This window comes from Streptomyces sp. NPDC033966 (assembly GCF_055575955.1).
This window is the reverse complement of record NZ_JBVIRQ010000013.1, coordinates 106,972-122,480: the sequence shown is the minus strand read 5'-3', so window position 1 is coordinate 122,480 and position 15,509 is coordinate 106,972. Positions and strand designations below refer to the sequence as shown.

Here is a 15,509-nt window from a genome sequence, read left to right as displayed (position 1 = left end):
CGGGGGTCGCCCCCGACGGCGGCCCGCGACGCCCCCCGGGCCGCGCCTAGGCCGTCTCTTCCGGCAAGTGGATGTCGAGGACGCAGATGTCGTCGCGGTTCCCCGGCCGCAGCGCGGCCAGGGAGCGGGCGAGGGGCTCGCCCGCGCCTTCCCGCACCAGCCTGGCGGCGGACTCGGCGAGGCGGTCGAGCCCCGCCTCGATGTCCTCGCCCGGTTCCTCCACCAGGCCGTCCGTGTACAGCAGGAGGTGGTCTCCGGGCAGCAGGTCGAACATGTCCTGCCCGTACGAGGAGTTGAAGTCGGCACCCAGCAGGGTGCCGTCCGGCTGTGGCAGGAAGCTCGCCGTGCCGCCCCGGACCAGCAGGGGCGGCAGGTGCCCCGCCCGGACCCAGGTCAGGCGGTGGTCCCACGGCTGGTAGCGGCCCATGACCATCGTGGCGGTGGCCCCCTGCTGCTCCCCGGCCGTGTGCAGCAGGAGGCTGTTGAGGCGTTGCAGTACGTCCGGCAGGGGCGATCCGGTGATGACCATCCCCTTGGCGGTGAACCGCAGCTGGGCCATGGTGCCCACGGCGGGCAGGCCGTGTCCGGCTACGTCGCCGACGACGAACAGGGCGCTCCGGTCGGGGAGTTCGATCGCCGAGTACCAGTCGCCCCCCACGTTGATCCCGCGGTCGGCGGGAACGTAGGCGACGTCGGCGCACAGGCCCGCCAGCTCCAGCGACTGCCGGGCGACGGGCAGCAGCGTGTCCTGGAGGCGGGCGGCGAGGGCGCGTTCGGCCGTCAGCATGCCGCGCTGGACCAGGTTGGCCCGTTCGCTCTCGCGCAGGGCCAGCTCCGCGTCCCGCAGCGCGGTGAGGTCCTGGAAGAAGCCGTGCACCTCGATCGGGCTGCCGTCCGCGTCCGCCTGCGCCTCCGCCACGAGCCGCAGGTGCCGCACGCCCCGGTCGGTGCCGATCCGGAACTGCTGGTCGATCGCCCCGCCACCGGCCAGCAGCCGCCGCACCACGGCGGCCATCCTCGGCAGCTCCTCCGCCGGCAGGTGCGCGGGCAGCTCCTCCAGCCGCATCGGGCCCAGAGCCGGATCCCGGTCGAAGATCTCGTAGACCTGGTCGGACCAGATGACGGTGTCCGTCACCAGGTTCCAGCTGGCCCAGCCCAGGTTCCCCAGCCGCTGCATGTCGGCCAGCCTGCGGGTCTCCCGCTCGTTCGTGTCGTGGCGGATCCACGACACCACCAGCCGGTCCCCCAGCCGGGCCGCCCGGACGGAGTACACGGACTGCTGCGGCACCCCGGCGGTGACCTCCTCGTAGGTGAACGGCTCGCCCTCGTACACCGCGCCCGTGGCCAGCGCGTCCAGGTACCCCTCCCAGAGGGCTCTGCCCGCCACGGTCGGATAGGTCTCCAGGATCCGCCGCCCGACCAGCTCCTTGCCGCTGCGCCCCGCCACGTCCAGCGACTCGGGAGCGGCCGCCTCGATCCGGTAGTCCTCGACCTCCCCCGACGGCGAGCGGAGCGGGGTCAGCAGGACCGCGGGCCCCGCCAGGGCGTCGAAGATCCTCTGGACGGCGTCCACGTCCTCGTGCAGCGGTACGGGCCCGTGGGGGCCCCGGTCCTCGCGCAGCGGCCCGCCGCAGAGCCGCACGGCCCTGCGGAACAGGGTCCGGGTGGCGGCGTCGAAGGGGCCCGGGCAGCCGCGGAAGAAGCCGACGACCGCCGCCACCGGCCCGGTGCCGGGGACCGGGACCCAGGCGCGCGAGGGCCACTGACCGGGGGGATCGCCGATCAGCTGGAACCGGGCGGCGTCGTGGTCCAGGTCCTCCAGCCACACCGCCTCCCCGGATTCGAGGGCCTCCAGCGCGGCGACCCCGCTGAGCGGGGGAATGTGGCTCCACTGCTCGGCCAGCCCGTCGCCGACGCCCGCGTGTCCGGCGAGCTCCAGGCTGCCGGCGGAGGCCACGGTGTAGATCATCACCGCTCGCACGTCCTCCGTCTCCCCGAGCGCGCGGCACAGCAGCTCCGCGATCCCGTCCGGGGTCCCCACGCCCGCCAGGTCCCGGGCCAGCCGGGCGAGGAGCTCCCGGTTGCCGGCCGGGCGCCCGGAGCCGGCGGCGTACGTGCCGGTGCCGAAGGCAGGGGCCGCGGCCCGTGGCTCCCGCCCGGGCTCCGGCCGTACGGGGGTCCGGTCGGCCCGCAGGGCCGCGGCGGAACCGCTGCCGGTGCGGCCGAGGGTGATCCAGCACTCCTCCAGGACGGTGCGCCGGTGCTGGGCGGCGCGGTCCACCAGCAGTTGGTGCGCGGCGTCCGCCGAGAGGTCCTCCCGGGCCATCACCACGCCCTTGGCCCGTTCGAGGACGGCCGTCATCGAGGCCACGCCCTCCAGGTCGACCACCTCGGCGCGCAGTCTGGCGACCACCTTGGCCAGCGCCAGCACCTCGGGGGCCGCGGCGTCACCGGCAGCGGGAAGCACGGACTCGCCCTCCATACGTCGAGGATGCCATGCGGGGGGTGAGCCGGGCGTGAGCCACGGCCCGCGTCAGCGCGGCGCGGCGGACCGGCCCCGGACCGGGCCCCGGGCGGGGGCCGGGGGCGGGTCCGTCCGGCAGGAGTTTGTCCGGCATGAGGGTGGGCAGCCGCGCCATACAGGCGAAAGGCCCCAGGACGGAGGCCCAGGATGTCCACAGGCACACTCATAGCCGTCATCGCCGCCGCGGTGGTCGTGGTGATCGCCCTCGCGGTGATCATGTGGCTGCTGGCGCGGCGGCGCCATCTGCGCGACCGCTTCGGGCCGGAGTACCAACGCACGGTCCGGGAGGAGGGCGGCACACTGGCCGCCGAGCGCGAGCTGCGCGCCCGAGAGGCACGGCACGACGAACTCGACATCAAGGAACTCCCCCCGGACCGCAGGCGCCAGTACGCCGAGGAGTGGACCGGAGTGCAGGAGCACTTCGTGGACCGGCCGGCGGGCGCCGTCGACGAGGCCGACGACCTGGTCTCCCGGCTGATGCGGGAGCGCGGCTACCCCACCGAGGGGTACCGGGGAACGGTGCGCGACCTGTCGGTCGAACACGGCCGCACACTGGAGCACTACCGGGCGGCGCACGACGTCAAGTCGCGGAGCGTGAACGGCCGCGCGACGACGGAGGAGCTGCGCGGTGCGATGGTGCACTACCGCGCCCTGTTCGAGGAACTGCTCACGGACCAGAGGAGCCGGTGACATGCAGAACCACGACGAGAACCCCACCACCGAACGCACCCCCCTGACCACGGAGGACCTCGCGCGTCCGGCCGCGGCCGACGGGGGCGGCGCGCCGGTCTACCCCGGAGAGGCGTCCGGGGACACGGGCGGACACACCCCGTCCGGCCCGGACGACGAGGACCGCGCGGACCCGGACGACGAGGACCGCGCGGAGGAGTCCTACGAGCCCTCCGGACCCGAGGAGCCCGCGGAGCCGGACGCCGGGGAGGAGCAGCCGCTGCTCTCCGCCGGGGACGCCGAGCGGTACCGCACGGAATGGGCCGAGATCCAGGGCCGCTTCGTCGACGACCCCAAGGCCGCGGTCACGTCGGCGGACACGCTGGTGGCCGAGGTCATGCAGAACCTCGCCGGGACCTTCGCCACGCACAAGCAGGACCTGGAGGGCCAGTGGCAGAGCGGGGACCGCGTACCCACCGAGGAGCTCCGGCTGGCGCTCCAGCACTACCGGTCGTTCTTCAACCGGCTGCTGAGGACCTGAGGACCTGGACCGCCCGGGCACCCCGTGCGGAGGGGGGCGGAAAGACCTTGGTCTTTCCGCCCCCCTCCGCACGGGGTGCCCGGGCCACGGGCTATTCCGAGGCGCAGCCGATGCACTCCACGTCGATCTGATCGGCGAGCTCGGTCAGTACGTCGGCCAGTTCGGACACCGTCTCCTCGTCCGCGGCCATCTCGCCCGTCTCGGTGGCGTGCAGCCAGTCCTCGGCCAGCTGCCGCAGCAGCGCGGTGACGTGGTCCGCGGGGATCAGCAGACCGCCGTCGGCCGCGGGAAACAGCGGTATCGAGACCTGGATCATGGCATTTCCTCCCGGACGGCTCCTTACCGGCGGCTACCCGCGCTGCGCGAGGACAACCGTCGCCGGCCGCTCAGCTGCCGCCCGGGCCGCCGACGGCCGCCAGAGCGGCGAGGACCCGGTCGGGGGTGAGGGGCAGTTCCCGGATCCGGCGGCCGGTCGCCCGGGCGAAGGCGTTGCCGATGGCGGCGGCCGCGCCCACCGTGCCGATCTCGCCGATCCCCTTGCTCCCCATCGGATTGAGGTGCTTGTCGTGCTCGTCGACCCAGTACGCCTCGATGTCGGGCACGTCCGCGTGCACCGGCACGTGGTACGAGGCCAGGTCCCGCGCGGTGAAGTCGCCGTACTCCGGATCCAGCGGGGAGTGCTCGGTGAGCGCCATCCCCAGGCCCATCACCATGCCCCCGACGAACTGGGAGCGGGCCGTCAGCGGGTTGAGGATCCGGCCGGCCGCGAAGACGCCCAGCATCCGCAGCACCCGCACCTCGCCGCAGACCGGGTCGACGGCCACCTCGGCGAACTGGGCGCCGAAGGCGTGCCTGGCGTACGGCGAGCGCTGTTTGGCGGCGGCCGTGGTGTCGGCGGAGGCGACCAGACCGCCCTCGGGCACCTTGCCGTCGCGCCGTCCGAGCTTCAGCGCGAGCGCGCGGCACGCCTCGTGCACCGCCCACCCCCAGGACCCGGTGCCGCAGGAACCGCCCGCCACCGAGGCCCGGGGCAGGCCGGAGTGCCCGAGCACGCTCGTCACCCGGTCCGCGGACACGCCCAGCGCGTCCGCCGCCACCAGGGCCAGGACCGTCCGCGCCCCGGTCCCGATGTCGGTGGCGGCCACCTCCACCCGGTAGGTGCCGTCCGGCAGGGCGTGCGCCAGTGCCTGGGACGGGGCCAGGTAGACCGGGTACGTGGACGCGGCCACGCCGGCGCCGGTCAGCAGGCCGTCCCGGGACCGCGGGCCGCGGGTCCCCGGCCAGCCGAAGCGCCGTGCGCCCTCGCGCAGGCAGGCCACCAGGTTGCGGCTGCTGTACGGGTGCCCGCTGTCCGGCTCGGCGGCGGGCTCGTTGCGCACGCGCAGCTCGACGGGGTCGACTCCGACGGCGTCGGCGAGTTCGTCCATGGCCGACTCCAGCGCGTACATGCCCGGGGTCTCCCCCGGTGCCCGCATCCACGAGGGGGTGGGCACGTCGAGCGGTACGACCCGGTGCGCGGTGAGCAGGTCGGGGGCCGCGTACATGACCCGCGCGGGGACGGCCGCCTGCTCGACGAACTCGCGGATGCGCGAGGTGTGGGTGGTGATCTCGTGCGCCAGGGCCGTGAGGGTGCCGTCGGGCCTGGCCCCGAGGCGCACCCGGTGCAGGGTGGGGGCGCGGTGGCCCACCACGGCGGGCAGGTGGGCGCGGGGCAGCACGAGCTTGACGGGCCGGCCGGTGTGCCGGGCCGCCATGACGGCGAGCACCACGTGCGGGCGGGGTGTGCCCTTGCAGCCGAATCCGCCGCCCACGTGCTCCGAGTGCACGGTGATCCGCTCCTCGGGCAGGCCGAAGAGGGAGGCCAGGACCGTGCCCACGAGCCCGGCCCCCTGGCTGGAGTCGTACACCGTCAGCCGTTCGGCGTCCGCGTCCCAGTCGGCGGTGGCCGCGTGCGGCTCCATCGGGTGGTTGTGCAGCGGGGGTACCAGGTAGCGGCAGTCGACGCGTACCGGGGCGGCGGCGTGCGCGGCGAGCGCGTCGCCCCGCTCGCGGCGTCCGGGGTAGCCGCCGTTGACCTGCTCGGGCTCGTAGGCGTCGGGGTGGTCCTCGTACAGCCCTACGTCGGGGGCGGCGCCCCCGGTGTCGTACGTGACGGACACGGCCTCGGCGGCGGCGCGGGCCCGCTCCGGGGTGTCGGCGACGGCGAGGGCCACGTACCAGCCGCGGTGGGGCACCCGGGCGTCCTGGAGGAGCCGTAGCCCGGGGTCCTCGGTGGGCCCGAGCCGGGGGGCGTCGGCGGCGGTGATGACGGCCGCCACGCCGGGCAGCGCGGCGGCCTCGGCCGTGTCCACGCGGACCACCCGGCCGACCGCCACGGTGGCGGGCACCGGCCAGGCGTACAGGCAGCCGGGCGGGGTGTGGTCGGCGGCGTAGCGGGCGGCGCCGGTGACCTTCTGCGCGGCTTCCCGCCGGGTCGCGGGCGAGCCGAGCGCGGGGGTGCCTTCCATGGTCCGTCTCCCTCTTTCCTGTCTCTCCCGCTCCGGCCGGCGGGGCTCAGTCCCGCGCGGGCCCGGCGAGCCCGCCCAGTACGTCCCGGGCGAGGTTGCCCGCGAGGAGCACCTTGAAGGCGTTGTCGCGCAGCGGGCGGGCCGCGTCGAGTTCGGCCTCCACGGCCGTGCGGACGGCTTCGGGCGTGGGGCGTACGCCCAGCAGGCGCTCCTGCGCCACCCGGGCCCGCCACGGCCGGTGCGCCAGTCCGCCGAAGGCGAGCGCGATCCGGGTGACCAGGCCGTCCCGGGTCTCCAGGACCGCGGCCACGGAGGCGAGCGCGAAGGCGTACGAGGCCCGGTCGCGGGCCTTGCGGTACGCGGAGGGCGCGCCGAAGGCTCCGGGCGGCAGCAGGACCGCGGTGACGAGCTCGCCGTGCCGCAGCGTCGTGTCCTGTTCGGGCCGCTCCCCGGGCAGCCGCAGGAAGCCGTCGAGCGGCACCGTGCGGGCTCCTTCGGCGCCGGTGACCTCCACCTCGGCGTCCAGTGCGCTCAGCGCCACCGCGAGGTCGGAGGGGTGGGTGGCCACGCAGAGCGGGGAGTGCCCGAGGACGGCGTGTTCGCGGTTGGCGCCGTCGAGGGCCGCGCAGCCGCTGCCGGGGTCGCGTTTGTTGCAGGGCTTGGACACGTCCTGGAAGTAGCCGCAGCGGGTGCGCTGGAGCAGGTTGCCCCCGGTCGTCGCGGCGTTGCGCAGCTGTCCCGAGGCTCCGGACAGCAGTGCCTGGGCCAGGACCGGGCAGCGGGCCCCGGCGAGGGGGTGTGCGGCGAGCTCGGTGCCGCGGACCCCGGCGCCGACGCGCACGCCGCCCGAGGCGGTGGTCTCGACCCCGGCGGGGAGCACGCGGGAGATGTCCACGAGGGTGTCGGGCCGTTCGACACCGAGCTTCATCAGGTCGACGAGGTTGGTGCCGCCGGCCAGGTAGGCGGAGCCGGGGCGGCCGCCGTGGGCCTCGGCCGCCTCGGCGAGGCTCGCGGGGCGGACGTAGCGGAAGGGTTTCACGTGATCACGTCCCGTACGGCGTCGACGATCCGCGGGTAGGCGCCACAGCGGCACAGATTGCCGCTGAGCCGCTCGGCGATGGCCTCGCGGGTGGCCTCCGCGCCCTCGGCCGCCACCTCGGCCAGCATCCCGACGGCCGAGCAGAGCTGGCCGGGCGTGCAGAAGCCGCACTGGAGGGCGTCCCGGGCGATGAAGGCCTCCTGGAGCGGGTGGGGGCGGCCGTCCTCTCCCGCGAGGCCCTCGACGGTGGTGATGCGCGCGCCGTCCTGGGCGACGGCGAGCAGCAGGCAGCTGTTGAGGCGCCGGCCGTCGACGAGGACGGTGCAGGCCCCGCACTGGCCGTGGTCGCAGCCCTTCTTCGCGCCGGTGAGGTCCAGCCGCTCGCGCAGCGCGTCGAGCAGGGTGGTGCGGTGGTCCAGGTCGAGTGCGTGCCGTTCGCCGTTGACGTGGAGCGTGACCTGCGAGTGCGTGGCCTCCTGGCCGTCCATGACGAAGCGCCTGCCTCTCCTCGCGGTTCTCCCCGCCCCTTGGCGTCTAACCGGCGGGGGGCGCTGCGCAACGCATCGTCGGCCGGTTCCACCCGATTGGATTCGGACGGCGGAACCTGGGCAGGCGCCGGGCGAGGCTCTCGAAAGGAGTTCGCCATGGCTGAGAAGGCCAAGGGCAAGATGGAGCAGGCCAAGGGCAAGGCGAAGGAAACCATCGGCAAGGTCTCCGGCAGCGACCGGCTGAAGGCCGAAGGCAAGATGGACCAGGCCAAGGGCAAGGCCGAGGAAGCCGCGGGCAAGGCCGAAGAGACCGTCCGCGGAGTCGGCGACTCGCTGCGCGGCCGCCGCCACACCTGACCCCTCCCACCCCGTGAGGCGTGCCCCCGGCCGGTTCCGGCCGGGGGCACGCGTGTGCCGGACCGGCCTCAGGCGGGGTCGGGCTCCAGGAAGTGGAAGCCGGGGCGCGGGTGCATCAGGAAGTCGTGGTGGGAGATGTTCCAGGCGTACGCGCCCGCGACGCCGAAGGCCACCCGGTCCCCGGCCCGCAGGCCGGCCGCCGGCACGCCCCCGGCGAGCAGGTCCTTCGGGGTGCACAGCTGGCCGGTGAGCGTGACCCGCTCCGCTCCGGCGGCGGGACGGGGCCAGGGGTGGGGCCACTCCTCCACGGGGAGGAGTGTGCAGGGCTGGTCGTGGCCCTTGGTGGCCGGGGTGCGCAGGTGGTGGGTGCCGCCGCGGACCACCGCGAACTCCTCGCCGTGGCTGCGCTTCACGTCCAGTACGTCGGTGGCGTACCAGCCGCAGTACGCGGTCAGGGCACGGCCCGGCTCGATGCGCAGGGTCAGGCCGGGGTGCGCGTCCGCGAGCCGGGCGAGGCCCGCGCCGTAGGCCGCCCAGTCGAAGCGGGACTCCGGGTCGGCGTAGTCGACGTTCATCCCGCCGCCGACGTTGACCTCCGCGAACTCGACCCCGTGGCGGCCGGCGAGGCCGGCGGCCCAGCCGACGACCGACTCGGCGACCGCGAGCTGGTCGGGGGCCTGGAGCCCGCTGGCCAGGTGGGCGTGGACGCCCAGCAGCCGCAGCTGCGGGTACGTGCCGTCGGTGAGCAGGCGCACCGCCGTGTCGGCGTCGGCGGGATCCAGGCCGAAGGGGGTGGGGCGGCCGCCCATGGCCAGCGAGCTCCCTTCGAGGGAGGCCGCGGCCAGCGGCAGGTTGAAGCGGAGCAGCACTCCCGTCGGGGCGCCGCCGGCGCCGCGCGCGGCGAGCTCGGCCAGCATGCCCAGCTCGTGGAGGCTCTCCACGTGGAAGCGCTCGACGCGGAGTTCGAGGGCGGTCCGGATCTCGGCGGGGGTCTTGCCGGGGCCGCCGAAGGCCAGCGGGCGGCCCGGCACCGCCTTGCCCACGTGTACGAGCTCGCCGCCGGAGGAGACCTCGTACCCGTCGACGTACGGTTCGAGGGCGGCGAGGATCTCGGCCTCCGGATTGGCCTTCGCCGCGTAGTACAGCTCCACGCGCTCGGGCAGGGCGGCCCGTACGGCGGCGGCGTGCGCACGCAGGGCCGTCAGGTCGTAGAGGTAGGCGGGCAGTTCCGTGGCCGCGAGGCCGAGGGCGCGCTCGCGTACGGCTGCGGTGGGGGCGGTCAAAGGGTGCTCCGGGGGGCTTCGGCGTGGTCGTCTTCGGTGTGGTCGTCTTCGGTGTGGTCGCGCAGGACCTGGGACAGCACGTCCTCGGTGAGCGGGGAGGCCAGGCGGACGTATCCGGCGTCGCGGTCGGCCTTGCGCTCCCAGCGGGTGAGGAGGTTCGCCTTCGCGGGCAGCGGCACTCCGGCGAGCAGCGCCGCCAGCCGCGGCGGGCAGCCGTACCGGTCGGCGTGCTCCTGGATCACGGTGCGGACTTGGGACCACAGGGCGGCCTCGGTCTGCGGGTGCAGGTCGGCGAGGGCGGCGAGCATCTCGGCGATGTGGTTGACCAGGAGGCAGTAGACGACCCGGTCCCAGCCGCGCTGGGCGTCGTAGGTCATGGGGGCCGCGACCTCGGCCGGCAGGTCGGCGAGGAAGCCTGCGTGGTGCTCGGGCACGAGCTTGGTGCCCTCCAGGTCGCGGAAGAGCACCTGGGCGGGCATGCCCTCGTCGTCGACGCAGACGACGACGTTCTGCAGGTGCGGTTCCAGGACGAGGCCGTGGTCGAAGTACGCGGACAGGACGGGCGGCACGAGCAGCTTCACGTACGCGGCCCACCAGTCGAGGGCGGCCTGCGGGTCGGCGGTGTCGATGAGACGGGAGATGTGGCCGGGGCCGGTGGGGTACTCGTCGGCGACGGCCGCGGCCAGCAGCGGGGTGGTGCCGGGCATCAGCCGGGCGTGCAGGCCCTCGCGGACGATCACGCCGAAGCCTTCGAGGAGGGCCCGGTCGGGGGTGCCGTCGGCGCCCGGCAGGGCGAGGCTGCGGTAGGCGGGCTCGCGGAGCATGGCGGTGCCGGGGAAGCGGTTCTCCAGTTCCGCGAGCACCGGGGCCAGCAGACGGGTCAGGGCGACGGCGCCCGAGAGCTCATAGCTGGCGTTCTTGCGCAGGCAGTTGGTGATGCGGACGTTGAGGCTGAACTTCAGGAAGGCGTCCCCGTCGTACAGCGTGCGGACCGAAGCGGTGGCGGCGAAGGGCTCCCCGCCGTCACCGAGGTCGAGGATGTCGCCGCGGTCGAGGGCGGCGCCCAGCCCGGGGTGGCCGCTGAGCATCTCGTACTGCCACGGGTGCGCGGGGAGCAGCCGGTAGCCCGGGGGCACGTCGGCGCGGAGCCGATCGAGCGGCCGGGTCGCGCCGTCCTCGGCGGTCTCCTCGATGACCAGGTGCTCGCGCACGGCGAGGTGGCGCAGCCGGAAGGAGGCGCCGGTCTCGGGCGCGTACGCGAGCCAGGACGCGGTGTCGCCGCTGCGGGCCTTGGGGGTGGGGTGGAAGCGGTGGCCGAGGACGAGGGACTGCTCGGACTCCAGGTAGGCGGCGAGTCCGTCGCCGGTCCCGACGGCGGTGTCCGTGGCGGGCCGGCCGGCGCGTACGGCGAGTGCGGCGGAGACGGCCTCGTGGCTGGAGGCGATCTGCTCCAGGAACTCCTCGTTGCGCACGTCGGTCCGCAGGGCCAGCTCGTCCTGGACGTACTCGGCGAGGCGGCGCCAGCCGACCTCGGCCCAGCCGCCGTCCTGCCGCTCCCGCACCGGTCCGGTGAACCGGTGGGCGCCGAGCAGCGAGGTGCGGCGCAGGGCGGCGCGCAGCAGCACCCCGCGTCGGGGCAGCCAGAGCATCAGGTGCCCGTCGGCGACGGCGGTCTGGTGTTCCGGTCCGGACAGCTCGCGCAGCAGGCAGTTCAGGAGGGTGTGCGCGACCGCGTCGTCTGCCGTGGGCAGCGCGGCCGGGGACGCGTGGGCACGGGAGGCGGCGGAGCGGGCACCGATTGCATCGGTCAGGGACATCAACGGCTCCAGCGGGTGCGGAGAGAGCGGAGGGAACGGAGGTGTGGGGCCGGGAGGGCGGTCGCGGCGACGGTGGCCAGGGCCACCGCGGTGCCGGTCAGCACGGGCGCGGACGGCCCGTACAGGCTGTTGCCGACGGCGGCGGCGAGGCCTGCGGCGACGGCTCCGGCCTTGGAGAAGAACTCGATCGAGCCGAACAGCCCGCCGGGGGCACGGCCCCTGGCGCAGTCCGAGGCGATCACGGAGAGGCAGACGAGGCCGAGGGTGAGGCCCGCGCCCAGCAGCAGGCGGACGGCGGCGAGGGTGGCGAGCGAGTCCGCCAGCCCGTGACCGGCCAGCCCGAGGGCTATGCAGGCGAAGCCGAGCGCCACACCGAGCCGGGGGTTGCGGTGGAAGGCGGAGTGCACCCACATCGCGGCGGCGAGGTAGCACAGGTGGGGCAGGGCGAAGAGGACGCCGGAGACGGCGGTGGAGGTGCCGGGGATCCGCTCTTCGACGAGGGAGATCAGGTACGGGAAGGAGATGACCGTGGAGAAGACGAAGGCGAACTCCAGGGCGTAGAGCCCCCGCAGTGAGGTGGCGCGGCCGCGGCCGGTCTCCTCCTCGGCCCGTGCCCCGCCCGCCGCGCCGTCGGCTTCGGGCGTACGGGGCTCCGCGCGCACGCCGCGCGATTCGGGCAGCGCGGCGATCAGCGCCGCGGCCGCCAGCGGCAGGACGGCGAGCAGGGCGTACTGGCGGTGCGGGGACAGCCAGGGCGAGAGGCCGCCGACCACGATCGGGGCGAAGACCAGCGCGGCGCGCGCGGCGCCCTGCATCAGGGTCAGTGCCTTGGACAGCTGCGGGCCCTCCAGGGCGGCGCCCAGGTAGCCGTTGGAGGCGGCGAAGGTCCCGCCGAGCACCCCTTGGAGCACCAGGGCCACGGTGAAGGTGGCGATCGAGTCGGCCCAGCCGGCCAGCAGGAAGGACACCGCCAGGCCGAGCTGGGCGCGGAGCAGGAGCCGTTTGCGGCCGAACCGGTCGGCGAGCCGCCCCCAGAAGGGGGCGCCGACGGCGGCGAAGATGGTGGGGACGATGTAGAGCACGCCCGCCCAGCTCGCGTCGCGGTCGCCGAGTTCGGGGAGGATCTTGGTGAGGAAGGGCGGCAGGCCGAGCGCGGCGAAGGAGGCCACGAAGTAGCAGCCGGCGACCGCGTTCACCTGTCTGCGGGCGAGGACGGGACGGGCCTCGGGGCCGGAGCCGGCGTGGCCGGCTTCGCGCTGGGCCGTGGGCGCGCCGGCGCTCATCGTGAAGCCTCCGGACGCAGCAGGTAGTTGGGTCCGGTGGTGTAGTGCTTGTTGATGTCGGCGGCGCCGGAGCGCTCCTTGCTGAGCAGGGTTCCGGCGGTGACCATCGCCTTGACGGGCAGCTGCGGGGCGTCCAGGACGTGGGCGCGCAGTACGGCACCGGGTTCGCCCGGGCCGGTGCCGAGGCGTGCGGCCGCCTCGGCGAGCCGGTCGCGTACGAGGTCCAGCAGGATGCCGGTCTCCGCACGGCCGTGGCGGGCGAGTCCGAAGGCGTAGGAGCCGGCGCACAGGTGCAGGGTGATGGTGGTGAACAGGTCGGTGAGGGGCCGGTCGTCGTCGCAGAGGGCGCGGGCGTCGTCGAAGCCGAGGGGGGCGTCGGCGCCGAGCCGTTCGCGCACCCGTACGGGGTTGACGCGCGGGGCGTCGTTGTCCTTGAGCAGCAGCCGTATGCGGGTGCCGCCGTCCGGCCCGTGATCCAGGACGAGCGAGATGTTCTGCTGGTGCGACTCCAGGGCGATGCCGTAGCCGAGCAGGGTGGTCTGCCAGTCGAGGAGCAGCGTGAGGTAGGCGTCGAAGAGGGCGAGGACATCGCCGCCGTAGAACCGGGCGGCGAGGTGGTCGGCCACCAGCCGGCCGCCGGGGGCCTCTCCGAGCAGTGCGGCGAGGGGGGTGACGACGGCGTCGTCGAGACCGGCGGGGTAGCGGCGGCAGAGCGCGGCGAGGAGTTCGTGGCCGGCGTGGGCGTAGACGGTTTCGTCGGCGTGCAGGACCGTGTCGCGGAAGCGCGGTTCCGCGGTGATGACGGCTTCCAGCAGGCGCTGGCCGGCGACGCCGTCGATGAGGAAGCCGGGCCGGATGATCCGGCGGTTGCGCAGGCCCAGGGTGGCGGTGGCCATCGGGACCTTGATGTGCAGGGTGGGGTCGTCGGTGACGGCGACCGTGCGCATGGACAGCGTGGGGACCACCTCGAGGTACGGGCGCTCGGCGAGCACCGCGCGGCCGGCCAGGCCCGCGGCGTCCAGGGCCTCGCGCAGCGGCGCCCCGACGGTGAGCGGGTGGACGGGCAGGGCAAGGTGGCTGCCGTCGAGGCCGGGCAGGCCGAGCGCCGCGGGGGTGGGCCAGCAGGCGGGGAGCGCCCCGGGTCCGCCGGCCACGGTGAGGTCCTCCCGCGGTACGGCGATCCAGCGCAGCGGGAAGCGGGGGTGGAACTCGGGGGCGTGGGAGCGCAGCTGGGCCTCGTCCAGGCCGGACCGGCCTCGCGCGGTGGGGTACACCGGGTGGTCGAGGCGTGCGGCGAGGGTGTCGTGGGCGAGCCCGCCCGCGAGGCCGGTCCAGTCGGCGGGGTCCGCGCCGAGTTCGGCGGTCAGGACGGCGGCGACCTCGTCCGCGGTGTCGACGTGCAGCCGCATGGTGGCGAGGGTCTGGCGGCACTCTTCGGCGAAGGCGTCGAACCCGCCCCGGTCGGCGGGGTCGGCAAGCGCGCGCAGGGCGTCGAGGACCTCGTCGGGGGTGGTCAGCTCGCGGCCGTCCGACTCCCGGGCGAGCAGCGGCAGCCGGGCGGCGTACACGCTCTGGTAGCCGTCCTCGGTGACCGGGAGGAGCAGGGCGTCGCCGTCCTGGGCGGGCAGCCGCAGCCAGCGGCCGTCGGCGCGGTCGACCGTGGTGGTGCGGGTCCGCAGGCCGGCGACGTCCTCCCGCAGGAGGGCGCCGAGGACGCGGAGCAGGAGCTCCGCCCCGGTGGCGTCGGGGCGGGCCGGGGCGGCCGGGGTGGTCGTGCTCACGGGGTGATCTCCCAGCGCTGGGCGGCGAGGAAGTCGGCGACGACGCGGTCGACCGTCTCCTGGTCGGTGTTGCGGCCGAGCGCGCGCAGTGCGCCGATGAAGTCGCGGTTGGTGTGGTAGAGGTCGTGCCGCTCCCCCACCGCGCGCAGCGGACGGTAGGTCAGTTCGACCCCGTCCACGACGAGGTCGGCGGCCTCGGGCGCCGCCGTGAGCGTGCCGGCGCTCTTGGCGCACGGGTTGTCGACCAGGGCGACGCCGTCGGTGCGCGCACCCAGGTCCGCGGGCAGCGGCTCCCCCAGGTGGGTGCGCAGGACGAGCTCGAACAGCGGGATGTCCAGCAGCTGGGCGAGCATCAGGTCCGCCTGGTCGCCTATGGCGCGGTAGTTGACCTCGATGATGCGGGCGCGGCCGTCCTTGACGACGAACTCGGTGTGGCAGATGCCGAACCCGACGCCCAGGGCGTCGAGCTGGGCGAGGATCTGCTCGACGACGGGTTCGGGGTGGGCGCCGACGTAGGTGCAGCGCTCCTCGATGAAGTACGGCGGTGCGGAGAGCCGGGTGCGGAAGCCGCCCAGTACGTGGCGGACCCGGCCGTCGCCGAGGGTCTCCAGGCTGCAGAGGTCGCCCGCCAGGTACTCCTCCACCACGAGGGCGGCCTCCGGCCGGCGGGCCTGGATTTCCTTGCAGCGCAGGACCAGTTCCTCGGGCCCCTCGACCAGCACGACGTCCTCGCTGGCGACGCCCTCCCGGGGCTTGACCACGCAGGGGAACGGCACGTCCGGGGTGACGAGTCCGGCCGGGTCCCGGCCGGCGGCCAGCTCCGTCGACCAGACCGAGTCGAGTCCGCTCGCGGCAAGGTGGCGGCGCATCTGGGCCTTGTCCTTGACCCGCAGCGCCGCACGCCAGTCCTTGGCCGGGAGGCCGAAGTAGTCGGCCGCCAGAGCAGCCTGGGTCTGGAGGTGGTCACTGTTGGTGAAGACCGCGTCGGGCGCGTGGTGGGTCGCGATCCGGGTGATGACCGCGCGGAAGTCCCGTACGTCGCACTCCAGGACCTCGACGCCCGGTGCCGACGGGCCGTGGCCCTCGGGGCGGTCGGTGAGGACCGTGACGTCCAGGCCGAGCCGGGCAGCCGCGGGAAGGAACCCCTCGGTGACCGAGTCGGTCGGGTTGAGTGCGAGCAGGTACAACCGCATGGGCTGAGGCCCCTTTCGAGGTCTGGG

At 74.9% G+C, this 15,509-nt stretch carries 13 protein-coding genes; 3 read left to right on the top strand and 10 right to left on the bottom strand.

The window, feature by feature from the left end; translation table 11 throughout:
- Window positions 1-46: 46 nt before the first annotated feature.
- Window positions 47-2,482 (bottom strand): SpoIIE family protein phosphatase, encoded by a 2,436-nt coding sequence (locus ACZ518_RS30955; protein ID WP_469116333.1) that lies wholly within the window; start codon window positions 2,480-2,482, stop codon window positions 47-49.
- 189 nt (window positions 2,483-2,671) lie between these two features.
- On the opposite strand from ACZ518_RS30955, the gene ACZ518_RS30950 reads away from it, so the two are divergent.
- Both ACZ518_RS30950 and ACZ518_RS30945 read left to right on the top strand, forming a co-directional pair.
- Window positions 2,672-3,214: a hypothetical protein gene (locus ACZ518_RS30950; RefSeq protein WP_469116332.1), complete on the top strand. Its 543-nt coding sequence runs from the start codon at window positions 2,672-2,674 to the stop codon at window positions 3,212-3,214.
- Window position 3,215: 1 nt separating this feature from the next.
- Window positions 3,216-3,734: a hypothetical protein gene (locus ACZ518_RS30945; protein WP_469116331.1), complete on the top strand. Its 519-nt coding sequence runs from the start codon at window positions 3,216-3,218 to the stop codon at window positions 3,732-3,734.
- A gap of 91 nt (window positions 3,735-3,825) precedes the next feature.
- On the opposite strand, the gene ACZ518_RS30940 is transcribed toward ACZ518_RS30945, so the two are convergent.
- From ACZ518_RS30940 to ACZ518_RS30925, 4 genes are all read right to left on the bottom strand, one after another.
- A complete protein-coding gene (locus ACZ518_RS30940) occupies window positions 3,826-4,050 on the bottom strand; it encodes a DUF6213 family protein (protein ID WP_469116330.1) in 225 nt (74 codons plus the stop codon).
- Between the two features lie 70 nt (window positions 4,051-4,120).
- Window positions 4,121-6,241: a xanthine dehydrogenase family protein molybdopterin-binding subunit gene (locus ACZ518_RS30935; RefSeq protein WP_469116329.1), complete on the bottom strand. Its 2,121-nt coding sequence runs from the start codon at window positions 6,239-6,241 to the stop codon at window positions 4,121-4,123.
- 46 nt (window positions 6,242-6,287) lie between these two features.
- Entirely contained in the window at window positions 6,288-7,280 is a 993-nt protein-coding gene (locus ACZ518_RS30930) for an FAD binding domain-containing protein (RefSeq protein WP_469116328.1), read from the bottom strand.
- Window positions 7,277-7,768, bottom strand: coding sequence for a (2Fe-2S)-binding protein (locus ACZ518_RS30925; protein WP_469116327.1), 492 nt, complete (start codon window positions 7,766-7,768; stop codon window positions 7,277-7,279). Before ACZ518_RS30925 ends, ACZ518_RS30930 begins: the two co-directional genes overlap by 4 nt.
- Before the next feature lie 156 nt (window positions 7,769-7,924).
- Here ACZ518_RS30925 and ACZ518_RS30920 point away from each other — a divergent pair, with 156 nt between their 5' ends.
- Window positions 7,925-8,125, top strand: coding sequence for a CsbD family protein (locus ACZ518_RS30920; RefSeq protein ID WP_469116326.1), 201 nt, complete (start codon window positions 7,925-7,927; stop codon window positions 8,123-8,125).
- Window positions 8,126-8,193: 68 nt separating this feature from the next.
- On the opposite strand, the gene ACZ518_RS30915 is transcribed toward ACZ518_RS30920, so the two are convergent.
- The 5 genes from ACZ518_RS30915 to ACZ518_RS30895 are packed head-to-tail and all read right to left on the bottom strand — an operon-like array spanning window position 8,194 to window position 15,482.
- Complete coding sequence (locus ACZ518_RS30915) at window positions 8,194-9,408, bottom strand: type III PLP-dependent enzyme (RefSeq protein WP_469116325.1); 1,215 nt, start codon at window positions 9,406-9,408, stop codon at window positions 8,194-8,196.
- On the bottom strand, window positions 9,405-11,225 hold the full coding sequence (locus ACZ518_RS30910; RefSeq protein ID WP_469116324.1) for an IucA/IucC family protein: 1,821 nt from the start codon (window positions 11,223-11,225) through the stop codon (window positions 9,405-9,407). The genes ACZ518_RS30915 and ACZ518_RS30910 overlap by 4 nt, the downstream gene beginning before the upstream one ends.
- Window positions 11,225-12,508 (bottom strand): MFS transporter, encoded by a 1,284-nt coding sequence (locus ACZ518_RS30905; RefSeq protein ID WP_469116323.1) that lies wholly within the window; start codon window positions 12,506-12,508, stop codon window positions 11,225-11,227. Before ACZ518_RS30905 ends, ACZ518_RS30910 begins: the two co-directional genes overlap by 1 nt.
- Window positions 12,505-14,289, bottom strand: a complete 1,785-nt coding sequence (locus ACZ518_RS30900) for an IucA/IucC family protein (RefSeq protein WP_469116322.1) — start codon at window positions 14,287-14,289, stop codon at window positions 12,505-12,507. The genes ACZ518_RS30905 and ACZ518_RS30900 overlap by 4 nt, the downstream gene beginning before the upstream one ends.
- On the bottom strand, window positions 14,286-15,482 hold the full coding sequence (locus tag ACZ518_RS30895; RefSeq protein WP_469116321.1) for an ATP-grasp domain-containing protein: 1,197 nt from the start codon (window positions 15,480-15,482) through the stop codon (window positions 14,286-14,288). Before ACZ518_RS30895 ends, ACZ518_RS30900 begins: the two co-directional genes overlap by 4 nt.
- Window positions 15,483-15,509: the final 27 nt, after the last annotated feature.